Genomic DNA, 14,772 nt, shown 5'->3' with positions numbered 1-14,772 from the left:
AAGTTTGTTGATCTAGCTTCAAAACATTTGCATGGCTAAAAATTTCATTCAAACATTTCACTGTTCAGTTTTCAAAGAACATCGCGTTCATCTTGTTTCGTTCGTGTCCCTCAGTGGAACTCTTATAATATAGCATATCGTCCATTTGAAAGTCAACAGTTTTTGATAAACTTTTTTAATCAAATTAAAAACTAGTAGAAAAACCGTATATCTATCAATCTATTCAAGAATGAATTCTCTACTTTTCAGAGTCAGTTCTTCTATATTATTTCTTACGGACAGATTTCAAATATTATCATAGACAAATAAAATTGACAAGAAGAAAAACTGTAGGTAAGAACATTATTTATTATATAGATAATCCTTTCATTGACACTCCTATTTTCTCTCGCTAGTATTACGTTGAAATCCAATATAATTACAAATCGGATAGGTAGGAGGAATCTCTTGTGGGAAGCCAATCTAAAAAGAAACTGGAAGCAGAGATTAGCGAGGCATTTATTAAATTTCAACGCGATTTAATAGGTAGGGGTCCACAGGAAGCAAAAACTTATATCGTAAACGATATGATCATCTCTCGGTTTAAAGGAGTGCTTACCGTAGAGGAAAAGCATTTGGCAAACCATGAAAAAGGACGCCGCGTAGTAAAAGAAATGCGCGAGATACTACGAGAAATGTACAGTAAGGAAACAGAAGTCATTGTAGAAAAACTAACTGGGCTACGTGTTTTATCCAGTCACAGTGATATTAGTACGAAGACAGCTGAACGAATTGAAATATACATCGTGGATAAAGATTTAGAAAAAATGCTGCAGGATTCATCAAACTGATTACACACTACCTATCTGGCAAACTTCACATCAAGAGGTACCTTACAACCAAAACCAGCATCCTGTTACCTGTGATAACTATAGGAAACAGGATGCTCCTTACTCCATTTATTTGAACTTCTTTCATTCTATTCCCGCCGCTTGCTCTTCCTCAATATTTTGCACGAGCCAATGGTAGCCAAGGTAACCAGGCTTACTTACAAATACCTGATGCGCTCCCATTCTCTTATATAAATGGGCATAGCGTGGCATTCTGGTCAAAACATACAGACGACACGTACCTAATTCAGCAAAAAACTCTACGAGCCGTAACGATCCTCCTATATCATCAGGAAATAGATAAACCTGCTCGTACTTACATAGTTTAGCGGCACTAGTAGCAAACCCCTCAGTAGCAACCCGCCTAAATCCCTCATAAATGTGTATCCCATCGATACATTCCCGATAATAAGCAATCACTTCCAGATGAATAACCTCATCCCAATCCAATCGCTTATGGCTTAACATTTGTACGAATGACCGAAAAATGTCGCCTCTCCCTACAACCAACAGTTGTTTCATGATCTATTTCCTCCCCCGTATTACCCGGACGAAGTTAGTCGACTGTAGAATGCACAAGAAAATATCCGAGTTATTACTACACTTCTATTGATGAAGGCTTATGGTCTGCAACAACTAATACATCCATTTGACGCACCTGCCGAAGCAGTTTTTCCAGTACTGACCCAATAAAGATTTCTTGCCAGCGAGAACGCGCTGAATGACCAATTATCATTTGTGTTACTTTCTTCTCATTCATCTGAAATGCTAATTCTCGAAAAACCTGTCGTCGATCTGCTACCTGATACTTTTCAAAAATACCACCAAGTCGTTCTGTAAGTGCTTTTAATTTATTAATAAGCATTTGCTCCTCTGCTGTTAGCATCGGATGGTTTTGCACATACCCCACATACCAATCTGCTTTCAGGCGATAGGCAATGCGAAAGCCCCGCCGGATTAACCTCTCACTGTCAGGACGTAGATTCACACAGACGAAGATTTTTTCCTGTCGACGCCATGGACCACGCAACGCTTCTTTTCGCTCCCAAGATTCCAATCGTTCATCTACATCATCAGCAACCTCTCTAAGAGCCAACTCCCGTAAGGCTATCAGATTACCAGTAGAAAAAAAATTCCCCAGCGCCTGATCCACTTTGTTCATTGCGTAAATGTTTCCTTCACGCATACGTTCCTGCAATGTGTTAGGAGAGACATCAATTAATTCAATTTCCGCTGCTTCATGTAAAACATGGTCAGGCACTGTTTCTCTTACTCTGATCCCCGTCACCTGTTCTACATTATCTTGTAGACTCTCCAAATGCTGAATGTTCATGGTAGAGATAACAGAAATACCTGCCTGAAGGAGCAATTGCACATCTTCGTATCTTTTATGAAAACGACTCCCCGGAACATTGGTATGCGCCAGTTCGTCCACAAGAACAACCTCTGGATTACGCGCAATGATTGCTTCCGTATCCATTTCTTCTAGTACAACATTTTTATAACTGATGGTAGCCCGGGGGATAATCTGTAAATTACCTACCTGCTCCAACGTTTCATTACGCCCGTGTGTCTCCAGATAGCCGACAACAACATCAATTCCATTATGCAAAAGCTCGTTTGCTTCCCGAAGCATCGTGTAGGTTTTACCCACTCCTGGTGCAGCTCCGACATACACCTTCAAACGCCCACTGCGAATACGGCTGATCTCTTTTTCCATTTCTTCATTAGAGAGCCGATGAAACGGACTCTTTCTTTTGCTTTTTTCACTCTTTGCTGGAATAACACGTTCACCGCTATTTTCTGCCCGATCCGCCACAATAAGAACATCTGTATTTCTACCCAAGCGCAAAATCTTGTTAATTACAGAACCAGACCAAATCTCTTCCCAACGGCTTCGCTTGGTTTGCCCCATCACAATACGTGTAATGTTATGTTCGGTAGCGTACTGAACCATTTCTTTCACAACATCACTTCTTGCGGGTAGCTTGATCTCCTTAAAATTCCCACCCAATTTTTCCGTCAGCTTCACCATCGAACGTTTAAACGTGCTCTGCTCTTTACTCAGTGAACGCTTGGGACTCCGTAGAAAACAGACGACAAATAAATCACCACCTAAACGCTTAGCTACCTGATGTCCACGTCTAATCAAAATGGAACCATTCCAGTGATACTGCCCAGCTACCAATATTCGTTCCGAAACACCAGACGGTCCAATCATCCCATGCTGTTCCCGATATTCATCTAAGTCTTCATTTACTTCCCCTGCTAAGAAACGCAAAGCAAGCTCACGAAGAACAGCCAAATTTTCATGTCGAAATAAGCGCTGGTGCTTAGGGTTGCCATAAGAGTCACATCCGATAATGCTTCCCTCCTGCAACCTTTTCATGAGAACCTCAGGTGTTACATCAAGAAGCTTCACTTCGTCAGCATGATCTAATGTTTCTGATGGAATGTAGTGTCCTACTTGAACAGAAATACCTGTCAGCTTCTGAGTGATGGATCTCATACCTTCTAATTCGTAAATGTTAAGCGTTGTAATGACACTAATATTTTTTTCTACCAAATAATACACGTCTTCAAGTCGAGTTGGACGCAAAGCATCGGGACGATTGCGATGGGCCAATTCATCAACGAGGATGACCTCAGGATTTCGCCTGAGGATCTCACCCACATTCAAGTCAAATTTTATAGAATCTCCTTCCTCCCATTTCAATGAAGGAATCACTTCGAGCTCCTGTAGAATCTCCTGATTTCGTCCCTGATAAGAAGTGTGGGGATTAACCACTCCTATCGCTACGTCAATCCCCTTTTTACTTAACCGTCTTCCCTCCAGCAACATGTGGTACGTCTTACCCGAACCGCTTACTGCTCCAAGAATAATCTGCAGCCTTCCTTTTTGCATACGAGATATGGAAGCCAGTATTTCTTCTGGTGTTTTACGGCGAAAATCTCCCATCCTATTGCAACTGATCTAACGCCATGTTCAGTTTCAAAACATTGACCCGAGGCTCACCAAATAGTCCAAGTGATCTGCCCTCGATATGTTTATCAACTAATTGATACAGAACGTTAGGGTCCATATTTCGTTCTTTTGCGATACGTGGAACTTGGACTTTAGCTGCTTTTGGAGATAGATGTGGATCAAGTCCAGAAGCAGAGTTAGTCATTAAGTCAGCTGGAACATCTTCTTGCTTAATATCAGGGTTAGCAGCAAGGAAAGCTTGTAAATCTATTTCAGTGCGTTCAATCATCGCTGGATTGGAGGGAGCATAGTTGTTGGAACCAGAACCAGCAGCATTATATTCTATAGAAGAAACACGTCCAATAAAGTAGCCAGGTTCGGTAAATTTTTGACCGATCAACTCAGAGCCGATGACCGTACCGTCCTTGTCTACTATGAGACTTCCATCTGCTTTATACGGCATAATCGCCTGAGCAATCCCTGTCATAGCAAGTGGATAGATCAGACCACAAATGATTAGCAACAGTAAACTTACGCGTAGGTTTTTTAACATAGTCATTCACCTTTACTAAGTTATTTAGGGGGTCAGACAGGCTTGCCTAATGCAAACCTGCCATCACCAATAGCAAATCTATCAATTTAATTCCCACAAATGGTGCAACAATACCACCTAATCCGAAAATAAACAGGTTACGTCCTAAGAGCTTGGTAGCACTCATTGGTACATACTTGACACCTTTCATTGCCAACGGAATTAACAGCGGTATAATGATCGCGTTAAAAATTAATGCTGACAATATCGCTGAAGATGGTGTAGCCAAATTCATAATGTTTAAGGCTTGCATTTGTGGAATGGCCACCATAAACATTGCTGGTATGATCGCAAAGTATTTTGCAACATCATTAGCTATACTGAAGGTTGTCAAAGCACCGCGAGTCATTAATAACTGTTTACCGATCGCTACTACTTCGATGATCTTGGTAGGATCAGAGTCGAGGTCCACCATGTTAGCTGCTTCTTTCGCTGCAATCGTTCCACTGTTCATCGCTAAGCCTACGTCAGCCTGAGCGAGGGCAGGAGCATCGTTGGTTCCGTCTCCAGTCATGGCTACCAGCTTACCAGCCGCTTGTTCTTTACGGATAATCGCAATCTTGTCTTCTGGCTTCGCTTCTGCAATAAAATCATCGACCCCTGCTTCTCTGGCAATAGTGGCTGCCGTAAGTGGATTATCACCTGTACACATGATGGTTCGAATCCCCATTCGACGCAACTCTTCAAACCGTTCGCGCATCCCTGGCTTCACAGTATCTTTCAAATAAATAACACCCAGCAGACGATTCCCATCACAAACTGCAAGAGGCGTACCTCCTAGCATGGAGACTTTATTTGCGATATCATCCAAATCGGCTGGGATATAGCCACCATGTTCTTTCACATATTGTTTAATGGCATCAACCGCACCTTTACGTATGATTCTCCCATCGGAAAAATCAGTACCGCTCATTCTAGTCTCCGCTTTAAATTCTACTCCTGAAGAATGGGTACCATCATTTTCATTCGGAGTGTACCCTTGTTTTTTAGCCAGTTCTACGATAGAGCGCCCTTCTGGTGTTTCGTCATGCAAAGAGCTTTGTAATGCAGCGAAATCAAGTTCTTTTGTATCCACGTTATGAACAGGTATGAACTCTGCTGCCATCCGATTACCGTGCGTTATGGTACCCGTCTTATCCAGAATAATTGTGTTGATATCGCCCGCTGCCTCAACTGCCTTACCTGACATTGCAATAACGTTATATTGTGTCACCCGGTCCATCCCTGCAATCCCGATCGCTGATAACAATCCACCGATGGTTGTCGGAATGAGACATACCAGTAGAGCAATCAAGGTTGCTACAGGAATCACTACATCTACATACGAAGCAATCGGTAACAAGGTGATACATACAATCAGGAAGATTAACGTTAAACTAACCAATAAAATGTTAAGCGCCAATTCATTTGGTGTTTTTTGACGTTTTGCCCCTTCTACGAGACCAATCATGCGATCCAGGAATGATTCTCCAGGGTCAGTGGTGATACGCACCTTGATCTGGTCGCTCACCACTCTTGTTCCACCTGTTACGGAGCTGAAATCTCCTCCTGCTTCTTTTATAACAGGTGCCGATTCGCCAGTAATAGCCGATTCATCTACAGAAGCTACCCCTGCAATGATTTCACCATCGCCAGGAATTATTTCGTTGATTCCTACCAGCACGATGTCTCCCTTGCGTAGTTCTGTTGAACGGACAACTTTTGTACTACCATTTTTTTGAACCAATGTCGCTTTCGTATCCTGTTTTGTTTTTCGCAAACTGTCTGCCTGTGCCTTCCCACGCCCTTCAGCCAATGCCTCAGCGAAGTTAGCAAAAAGAATCGTAATAAATAAAATCACAGTCACAATTGCGTTATAGCCAGCATCCGATTCACCGCCAAATATTGAAGGGAACATACTAAGAAGTAAGGTGATGAAAAAACCTATTTCAACTACAAACATAACTGGATTTTTTATCATCAGACGTGGGTCAAGCTTTTTAAAAGCATCAATGGCTGCCTGACTCACAATCTCCTTGGTAATCATGGTTTTGCGTTGATTGCTCATAAGTGATGACTCCTTTTCTTCGTTAACGTAAGGTGAGCCACTCAGCCACTGGACCGAGAGCAAGCACCGGCAAGAAGGTTAATGCCCCAACGATGAGAACGATACCGATTAACACACCCATAAATAGTGTATTGTCTGTTCGGAAAGTACCAATTGTTTCGGGAACCAGCTGTTTCTTCAAGAGAGATCCGCTTACAGCAAGCATCAAAATCATGGAGAAATAACGGCCGAACAACATAACCAGACCCGTTGAGATGTTCCAGAATGGCGTATTATCTGCTAACCCTTCAAAGCCTGAACCATTGTTAGCTGCACTGGAACTAAACTCATACACAACCTGTGAAATGCCATGATAGCCTGGATTAGAAATGGAGCTGGTTCCCCATTCTGTTGCCAGTGCAATGGCTGAAGGTGCCAAAATAATCAGTGGATGAATCAGAATAGCGATAGCAATCATCTTCATCTCATTGCTCTCAATCTTACGTCCCAAGTACTCAGGAGTACGTCCAACCATTAAGCCGCAAATGAAGACTGCCAGGATGGCGTACATCAGGATGTTCATCATGCCTACGCCATCACCGCCGAAGATGTTATTCAACATCATTTCAGTCAATGGAACCATGCCACCTATAGGCGTCAACGTATCGTGCATGTTATTGACCGTACCTGTGGTTGCTGCTGTTGTCACCGCTGTAAATAAGGCAGACTGCGCAATCCCGAAGCGGACTTCTTTTCCTTCCATACTTCCATCAGCCTGCGATAATCCAATTTGTGTCAAGGCAGGATTTCCATTCGATTCAGATACATAAACCGTTGTTAACATGGCCAGGAATATGATAAACATGGCAGCAAATATCATCAGACCCTGTTTCTTGTTTCTTGCCATGTAACCAAAGGCAAAAGGCAAAGATGCAGGTATTAAAAACATTGATAAGATCTCAATAACATTGCTAAGTGGTGTTGGATTTTCAAATGGATGCGATGAGTTAACCCCAAAATATCCACCGCCGTTGGTACCAAGATGCTTAATCGATTCCAGAGCAGCCACTAGTCCACGCGTGATTTGTTGCTCCTCGCCTTGTAAGGTAGTTGCTACTGCTGTTGGTTCAATCGTTTGTGGAACACCTTGTGATACAAGAAGTAAACCAACTACCACAGATAGCGGAATTAAAATACGTGTATGAGCACGGATTAAGTCAACATAGAAGTTCCCCAGATGTTTTTGTCCTGTAAGTCCTCTTATAACAGCCATCACAGTCGCAATCCCGGAAGCAGGAGTGGTAAACATCAGGAACATGATTACCATCATCTGAGATAAGTAGGAAAGCCCTGTTTCCCCGCTATAATGCTGAAGATTGGTATTAGTCAAAAAACTAGCAACAGTATTGAACGCAAGCAACGGGTCCATTCCTTCAATTCCAGAAGAATTCAACGGAAGTACTCCTTGGAAACGTAAGATCAGGTATCCGATAAAAAACATTACCAGGTTACTTCCTACTAACGCTAACGCGTATTGTTTCCACGTCATTTCTTGCATTTTGATACCTGCGATTTTATAAAGCACACCTTCTACTCCACCGAAGGCTTTATCTAATCCTGTTTTTTCCCAAGAGAAAGCAAGGGATAAATAGCGGCCAAATGGTATTGCCAATAGAAGCAAAAGACCTAAGACCACCGCGATTTGTAATAGATCCACAACAGTTCCTCCTAACGTTTTCGCACAGTCTTCAGATTGGTGATTAATACTTCTCAGGATGCAGCAAGGCGTGAATGAGATAGAGAGTAACGCCACAAGCAATAAGCATAAGTACGATCATCGTTTCTCTCCCCTTTCCTCGCCTACGGCCCTGTCGCAAAATGCTATTGTTCCGTAGAAGAGAATAAACGATCCTGCTACGAGCAAAATTGCAACCATGTCCACCTGTCAGTTCCTCCTCTTCCAACTGTTTGATACGTGACCAGATATCTGTTGCTCCCCTGCGTCTTTACGCTTCGACGTAAAAAATGCCTGAGAACAAAAAATAGACCAATGCTTACCTCATACTCAGCGGCATACTTGAACACACGCTGACAGTTCTGTTCTTCGGATCACCAAGTCTTAAAGAGTAAGATTCCGTACTCGAATCACACTCAACTCCGTCACCAAAAAAACACCGATCAGCTTATGTTCAACCGCTAAGAAAGAAGTACTCATTGGTCTACCTAACGCCTGGCAAGCTACTCAGCTTTCCCTGCGCTCTGTCTCCCTATCCTCTTTCGTACAGTTGTACTTTTCAGTTTTATTGTAAGTTTACACAAACAGCATTGCCTGTTTACAGGCACGAAAAAAGACCTACTCGTATCATGGGCAAAAGAAAAAGCCCTCCAGAAATAACAGGTGGTCTATTGACCTCCCTCGCTTTAGCCGACGAAGTTAGCTGACGGGTAGGATGGCGAAAGAGTTTCTCATCCCTTCTACGTATTGTAGAATTAACCCCAGGAAAAATTGGGTCCTCCGTTCCCGAGTGCCTCGGGATTTGGCCGAATATGCTGTTGTGTCTTACGTGACTTCATTATACGTCCTCGTTAATTTGCTGTTAACTGTCATTAGCGGAGAAAAACAACTAATTTTAACCAAATTTCAAGCAAGTAAGCGCTTTAATATCCTTTTTTCTCAGCCTACCTTATTATTTCTTTCATTTTTGCTTATTTTCATAAAATTTTTCTCGATGTACCAACATCATTTGTAAAACTTTTTCCTGATCATCTACATGGCACACAGGTATACTCAAATTGGTCAATTCAATCCAGCTAGCTACCCCTAAGACATTAGTAATTTGATCCAATAAATGAACATCCTTCGCTTCTCTAATTACTGCAATTTTGGGATATCCCTCTCTTTTATATCCCTCAATAATGATTAGCTCAGCGCCTCCTTCTTCCATGCGAGCAATCAATTTATCCAAGGGTACTGAACCTTGTTCTAGATAAGCTGTCTTGGTAGCTGATTGAATTGCGACTAATGATGCTCCTGCCTGTCGGAATTTCCAGGTATCCTTCCCTTCATGGTCCATTTCAAAATCATGTCCATCATGTTTGATCACACCTACTTTTATTCCCATTCCCTGAAGTGCTTCAATAATCGCTACGACTAGACTTGTTTTCCCTGAATTGGAATAGCCCACGAATTGAATAACAGGCACTCTATTTTGGACGTTACTCATTTTTCTTCCTCCTTTTCATAGTTTCTTCATCAACTTTTTCTTCTGCTAGTAAAGCTGTTTGATAATCGACTGGACTATTCATGTTGAATAAAGTGGTTGCTGATAACACAGATTCAGGCAGCTCCACTATTCGGTAAGGCATAGATTCAACTGCTTTTATGACGCGATAATCACCATGGTCGAGTGAAGCCCTCCATATATTCTCACTTCCCTTATGGTACAGTGCGAACAATGGCTGAACTCGTCCCCCTACACTAGGAATAATTGCCTGAATATGATCATCCACCTGTTCGATTAATGTGAGCAAATGTAAGAGGTCATTTGCTTCTACAAATGGAAGATCACAAGAAAGTACCAAATACCACTCTTCATGTCGCTTACGCATCGCTGAAAAAATACCACTTATCGGACCACATGACTCGCCCTGATCCCGTATAATTTGAATCTTATCATGGTGTTGCAGAGCAGGCGGTAATTCTTCGGGCGTATTCGAAACCAGTACACAAGGCAGCTTCACTTTCATTATCTGGTTAATCAAATTTTCAATCAACGTTGTCCCTCGCCAAGGAAGTAACTCTTTTGGACTCCCCATTCTGCTACTTTTTCCTCCTGCCAAGACAACGGCACATACCGTTTTTTTCACGTTTTTCCATACCTCCCATATTTTAAGTAATATATATAGCGTTCTAGGAAAAAATGATTGCATAGTATATAAAAACCTATAGGGAATTGTTATACTTAAACCAACCTTGATAACAGATAAAGAGACATCAAGTGAGAAAAGTATGAAGTGAGGGAAATCTTCATGCCTCAAAAAGTTGGAACTTTTATTAATCATATGTCATCTGGTTTTTGGGAAGACGTTACACGCATTTCTACCTTGATGGAATGTCAGCCCGGAAAACCACTATTTTTTGATGGTGATCCTGCCGATTACATCTATATTGTGGAAAGCGGGAAAGTCCGCTTGTCCAAAACAAGTACGGATGGAAAAGAATTAACCCTGCAAGTCTACAATCCTGGTGAACTGTTTGGGATTTTTGGTTTATTTGACAGTAGCCTTACCTATAGTGCTACTGCTGTAGCCTTGCAACCGTCTGAATTACGAATCATCACTCGTGCTCAGCTGGAAGAAATGCTCATGTCTCACAGTGAGTATTGCGTAGAATTTTTACGCTGGATGAGCATGGAGAATAGACGGATGCAATCCAAGTTCAGGGACATGTTGTTAAACGGAAAAACAGGTGCTCTTTACTCCACACTAATCCGTATGTCTAATACCTATGGACGTCAGCATCCTAACGGTATCCTTATCGATTTATCGCTTACAAACAAAGATCTGGCTCAATTTATTGGTCTTACCAGAGAAAGTGTTAACCGTCTTTTAGGGGAACTAAAAAAATTGGAAGTGATCGAACAGTTGCCCAATGGTTATATACTAATCAAAGACTTACAGTATCTGCGAGATAAAATTTGTTGCGATGATTGCTCACCAGATATTTGTCGGTTGTAAATGAATGCTTTATTTATCATCGTACCTAGCATTTTTTACGTTTACAAGCTGAATGTATGCGGTAATGAACAACTTTATAAAGATTCTACAAAAATAAAACTCCCGCTCCCTTCATCGAAGTGAGCGGGAGTTTTCTCATGATCTCTTCAAAGTGATTGTGACAAACCTGGAGTGGCTATATGGAGGGAGGGTGCTTCATCTCGTCTTTCTACTCATAAAAAAACAGATTAGCATAATCCCAATACCTCAGCAGTAAAAACTAAGGGCTAACCTCCAGTCTGTTACAGACCGTTCGGGTTAGCCCTTTATCTTTCAAGTAAGCAATTGATTAACCAATTACTACTTTATTGCTATTGTTCTACTTGTTATTCGCTTTAATTACATCATATCCATTCACGACAACATCCAGTTTGCCAGTCGCCGGATCGATAATTAACCCATGAACAGGAAGAGAACGTGGTAGCAAAGGGTGTTTGTCAATCATCTGCACGCTTGTTTTTACTGCGTCACTCACACAATCAAATCCACCCAGCCATTTTTCCAAATTAAGACCTGAATTCTTCAAGAGGTCAAGGTCATGTGAAGAAATTCCTCTTTGTTTTACTTTTTCCAAAAAGGCTGTGGGATCGATAGCGCTCATACCACAATCATGGTGACCTACGACGATCACTTCCTCTGCCTGTAATTCATAAATCGCTACCAATATGCTTCGCATAACAGAACCAAACGGATGGGATACAATGCCTCCTGCAGTCTTGATAATTTTCGCATCACCATTTTTAACATTCAACGCATGAGGCAGCAGTTCTACCAGTCTGGTGTCCATACACGAGATGACCACCATTCGTTTGTCCGGAAACTTGGTAGTCTGAAACTTTTTATACTCTTCATTTTTAACAAATGCCTGGTTGTATTCTAAAATCTCGGCTAACTTGGTCATTCTATTCACCTCGTATATAGTTTCTCTCTTTGCACTCACTTTCATTTCTTCTTTACTTTCATTCACTTCCAAAATTCGTTCGTGATTAAAGTTGAAATCCCTTCACATTTATCCATGTGAATTTATAAGAAAAGCGCATCGTTTTGTTGTTTAGCCTAGATGATTGGGCTATACTTATTTTTGTAAATGCAAGAAATCTCCACCAGTTTAAGAAAGAAAGGACGGTTGAGGATGACCAGAAGTAAAATCGCCCGACTATTTTTACTATTGGCTCTTATCATAAATACCTTGGCATTGTTGGTATGCATCGGTACCTATCTGACAAGCACATATGTCTACACCCATCATGCCTTTTCAATGTCAGATATCCCAATCATTTTCCTTGTTTTTAACGGCTCTGCCATTCCGCTTTACTTCCTGACATTCATCGTATGGATGAATAACAACGAAGCTCATCATTACCAGGAATAGTCTATTTTCACTTCCCTACAGATATATACCCAAGCATATTGGCTGTTAGCACATACGCTATACTACATTAGACTTGGGAGGGGAATGGGACCATGAGTATATTCGCTGGTGGATGCGAAAACAACAATATCCAGTTTATCCTAGTTTTGTTCATCTTGTTGGTGATTATCGTTTGTATGTGTTGCAACTAATAACTTGACTACTCCATTACAGTATATCTTATCCTTCAAATGTAGATGACAAAAAAGTCCATGGTACCCACCCTGGACTTTTTACGTATCAGAATGTATCAGCTTCATTGTGGTTCTTCCTGATACGCATGAAAAACTTCCGCTAAAGAAGTACCTGCTTCTTCGAATAGGCTTCAATTCGAGTTTTTCTTACGTATCAGAATGTATCAACTTCATTGTGGTTCTTCCTACTTGGTTCCTTCAAGACGTTCAGCTGTAGGGGTTGATTCGCCACCGAGACGTTTCGTCATTGTGTTTTTCCAACTGGTCGACAGTGCATCCACAGACAACAGTTGTTTCATTCCTTCTTGATTCTGCTTCTCATGATGCATAATCTGATTAGCAAATGCTACGGAAATACCCATCGGATGCTGTTCTTTTCGTACCAGCTTATCGGATGGAGCTACTACCCCCTCCTGCAACACCCGAAAATAAAAGCCTGTATAGCCGGTATTCTGAACCTGGATAGCCAGATCTTTGATACCATATCGTTTGGCAAGCTTATGGCAAGGTTGTCTCGGCTGTGTTACCTGAACTACTGCCTCTCCAAGCTGAAAAATATCTCCTATACAAACCTCATCCTCAAGCAAACCTGCTACGGTTACATTTTCACCAAATGCAGCTTCGGGTATTGATCGTTCCAAAGTTTGCTCCCAATATGGGTAGTGGTCGTAGCTATAGACACAAATCGCTTTATCAGGACCTCCATGATATTTGCGATCTGCCTGAGCATCCCCTTCTAATTGTTCTTTTGAAAGATATAAAGGTGCATCCACTCTATTTTTGCAAATACCGCTCATTACTTCTTGTCCGTCACACTCTAACAGTTTTGGTAGTCCCACATTAAGCGAGACAATTTCTCCCCACGTTCTCTCCATCTTGATCCCTACCTCTCCAAATCAAACTTTGGTTTATGGATAGAAGAATTATTTTTTTCTAGTTGGCTTTTGGTTTTTCTGGTTGATTTGATTCTCATCCTTCATTCCTCGTACAGCTAGGGTAACATAAACCCCGATCAATCCCCAAGTAATTGCATTGATCGGCAAGCTTGCTCCCATAAACAAAAGAATCGTCTGTACAAGTGTTGGGGCGGTGATGCAATATACGGCAAGCGACCATGAAGAACCAAACTGAAGATTCTTCTTCGTAATCATACCGAGAACAAAAGCAAGAACGCCTGAGAAAGTAGCCATAATTAATAGGGAAGAGAAAGTGTATATGTAAATAGCGATGAAAACGAGCGTCCAGATAATAATGGCACTATCAAAGAAACCCGTTACGAGGTATGTAACGTATTCATTATCAATCGTCTTACCTGGAGCAAAATTTGCCATTGTATAGGTAATTTCACCTGTAGATACCCCATCAACTGTGGAGACAATTTTGTCCTTAGTAAATATAAATCCATGTGAAACGTTAGGATAGTCGGCTGGAGTTAACTGATTGTTCGGGTCTACAACAAACACCTTGTCATCCGAAAAAATGGGCTGATCCGCTTCCATTTTCAATTGACCATTCTCCACAACAAAGGGAGGTAGCTGGCTGACAAAAGGACCTGCTTCATTCAGAAAAAAGGTTGTTGTCATGAAAAAACGAGCAAAAGAAAAAAGGGAAAGCAGCAAACAAAGCAGCAATAAATAAAATACTGCCTTTTTCATTCCTTTATTAATTAATTGGAAGATTTGATTTGGTCGAATCAAGCTCGTAACAAAAGATTGAAGCAAAATAATAACCTCCTTTTTTTCCAATTATAATCGAGATTCCTGCTCATTCCCACTCATGTTAATCGACCTGAAGCGATTCTATTTGGACTGTTTTCCTTTCTCCTTCAACAACTGGATAAACTCATTATCCTGACATGAAAAATCATACTCACAAGGATCTATGTTGTCTAAGTGCTACGAAAGGTTTCCATTATTATGTGGTTGGTTTGAATCGTCTA

General features: G+C 41.4%; 13 protein-coding genes and 1 riboswitch. Of the genes, 3 read left to right on the top strand and 10 right to left on the bottom strand.

All coding sequences use genetic code 11. The features are described 5' to 3' along the window. The first annotated feature begins 449 nt into the window (after positions 1-449). Positions 450-830: a Na-translocating system protein MpsC family protein gene (locus tag LM917_RS16890; RefSeq protein WP_232698804.1), complete on the top strand. Its 381-nt coding sequence runs from the start codon at positions 450-452 to the stop codon at positions 828-830. A gap of 123 nt (positions 831-953) precedes the next feature. On the opposite strand, the gene LM917_RS16885 is transcribed toward LM917_RS16890, so the two are convergent. The 7 genes from LM917_RS16885 to mobA form a co-directional block, all read right to left on the bottom strand. Further along, positions 954-1,391 (bottom strand): hypothetical protein, encoded by a 438-nt coding sequence (locus LM917_RS16885; protein ID WP_232698803.1) that lies wholly within the window; start codon positions 1,389-1,391, stop codon positions 954-956. Positions 1,392-1,467: 76 nt separating this feature from the next. Further along, the gene (locus LM917_RS16880; protein ID WP_232698802.1) at positions 1,468-3,828 is read right to left on the bottom strand and encodes a universal stress protein; all 2,361 of its coding nucleotides are present in this window, start codon (positions 3,826-3,828) and stop codon (positions 1,468-1,470) included. Between the two features lies 1 nt (position 3,829). Beyond that, a complete protein-coding gene (gene kdpC / locus LM917_RS16875) occupies positions 3,830-4,387 on the bottom strand; it encodes a potassium-transporting ATPase subunit KdpC (RefSeq protein ID WP_232698801.1) in 558 nt (185 codons plus the stop codon). A 46-nt stretch (positions 4,388-4,433) separates the two neighbouring features. Continuing rightward, positions 4,434-6,473 (bottom strand): potassium-transporting ATPase subunit KdpB, encoded by a 2,040-nt coding sequence (gene kdpB, locus LM917_RS16870; RefSeq protein WP_232698800.1) that lies wholly within the window; start codon positions 6,471-6,473, stop codon positions 4,434-4,436. 22 nt (positions 6,474-6,495) lie between these two features. Further along, on the bottom strand, positions 6,496-8,169 hold the full coding sequence (gene kdpA / locus LM917_RS16865; RefSeq protein WP_232698799.1) for a potassium-transporting ATPase subunit KdpA: 1,674 nt from the start codon (positions 8,167-8,169) through the stop codon (positions 6,496-6,498). Between the two features lie 691 nt (positions 8,170-8,860). Beyond that, positions 8,861-9,005, bottom strand: a riboswitch (cyclic di-AMP (ydaO/yuaA leader). A gap of 143 nt (positions 9,006-9,148) precedes the next feature. Next, positions 9,149-9,676 carry a molybdopterin-guanine dinucleotide biosynthesis protein B gene (gene mobB / locus LM917_RS16860; protein WP_232698798.1) on the bottom strand — a complete coding sequence of 176 codons (528 nt, stop codon included), beginning with the start codon at positions 9,674-9,676 and terminating at the stop codon, positions 9,149-9,151. Then, the gene (gene mobA / locus LM917_RS16855) at positions 9,669-10,319 is read right to left on the bottom strand and encodes a molybdenum cofactor guanylyltransferase (RefSeq protein ID WP_232698797.1); all 651 of its coding nucleotides are present in this window, start codon (positions 10,317-10,319) and stop codon (positions 9,669-9,671) included. Before mobA ends, mobB begins: the two co-directional genes overlap by 8 nt. Before the next feature lie 162 nt (positions 10,320-10,481). Between mobA and LM917_RS16850 the strand changes: the two genes are divergently transcribed. Beyond that, positions 10,482-11,189 (top strand): Crp/Fnr family transcriptional regulator, encoded by a 708-nt coding sequence (locus LM917_RS16850; RefSeq protein WP_232698795.1) that lies wholly within the window; start codon positions 10,482-10,484, stop codon positions 11,187-11,189. 358 nt (positions 11,190-11,547) lie between these two features. Here LM917_RS16850 and LM917_RS16845 read toward each other — a convergent pair whose 3' ends face one another. Beyond that, a complete protein-coding gene (locus tag LM917_RS16845) occupies positions 11,548-12,129 on the bottom strand; it encodes a beta-class carbonic anhydrase (RefSeq protein ID WP_232698793.1) in 582 nt (193 codons plus the stop codon). Between the two features lie 231 nt (positions 12,130-12,360). Between LM917_RS16845 and LM917_RS16840 the strand changes: the two genes are divergently transcribed. Then, positions 12,361-12,600, top strand: coding sequence for a hypothetical protein (locus LM917_RS16840; protein WP_232698792.1), 240 nt, complete (start codon positions 12,361-12,363; stop codon positions 12,598-12,600). 418 nt (positions 12,601-13,018) lie between these two features. On the opposite strand, the gene LM917_RS16835 is transcribed toward LM917_RS16840, so the two are convergent. Both LM917_RS16835 and LM917_RS16830 read right to left on the bottom strand, forming a co-directional pair. Further along, positions 13,019-13,708 (bottom strand): MOSC domain-containing protein, encoded by a 690-nt coding sequence (locus tag LM917_RS16835; RefSeq protein ID WP_232698791.1) that lies wholly within the window; start codon positions 13,706-13,708, stop codon positions 13,019-13,021. Between the two features lie 48 nt (positions 13,709-13,756). Then, positions 13,757-14,554 (bottom strand): DUF1189 family protein, encoded by a 798-nt coding sequence (locus LM917_RS16830; protein ID WP_232698790.1) that lies wholly within the window; start codon positions 14,552-14,554, stop codon positions 13,757-13,759. Between the last annotated feature and the right edge of the window lie 218 nt (positions 14,555-14,772).

This window comes from Brevibacillus daliensis, assembly GCF_021245735.1.
In the GTDB taxonomy this organism is placed as follows: Bacteria; Bacillota; Bacilli; order Brevibacillales; family Brevibacillaceae; genus Brevibacillus_B; species Brevibacillus_B daliensis.
Note: the sequence above shows the minus strand (reverse complement) of the source record. Positions and strands in the feature narration are given on the sequence as shown.

Bases quoted from the DNA above. Each gene is read 5' to 3' on its own strand.
- LM917_RS16885 (WP_232698803.1), bottom strand. From the start codon at position 1,391: ATGAAACAACTGTTGGTTGTAGGGAGAGGCGACATTTTTCGGTCATTC.
- LM917_RS16880 (WP_232698802.1), bottom strand. From the start codon at position 3,828: ATGGGAGATTTTCGCCGTAAAACACCAGAAGAAATACTGGCTTCCATA.
- kdpC (WP_232698801.1), bottom strand. From the start codon at position 4,387: ATGTTAAAAAACCTACGCGTAAGTTTACTGTTGCTAATCATTTGTGGT.
- kdpB (WP_232698800.1), bottom strand. From the start codon at position 6,473: ATGAGCAATCAACGCAAAACCATGATTACCAAGGAGATTGTGAGTCAG.
- mobB (WP_232698798.1), bottom strand. From the start codon at position 9,676: ATGAGTAACGTCCAAAATAGAGTGCCTGTTATTCAATTCGTGGGCTAT.
- LM917_RS16850 (WP_232698795.1), top strand. From the start codon at position 10,482: ATGCCTCAAAAAGTTGGAACTTTTATTAATCATATGTCATCTGGTTTT.
- LM917_RS16845 (WP_232698793.1), bottom strand. From the start codon at position 12,129: ATGACCAAGTTAGCCGAGATTTTAGAATACAACCAGGCATTTGTTAAA.
- LM917_RS16840 (WP_232698792.1), top strand. From the start codon at position 12,361: ATGACCAGAAGTAAAATCGCCCGACTATTTTTACTATTGGCTCTTATC.
- LM917_RS16835 (WP_232698791.1), bottom strand. From the start codon at position 13,708: ATGGAGAGAACGTGGGGAGAAATTGTCTCGCTTAATGTGGGACTACCA.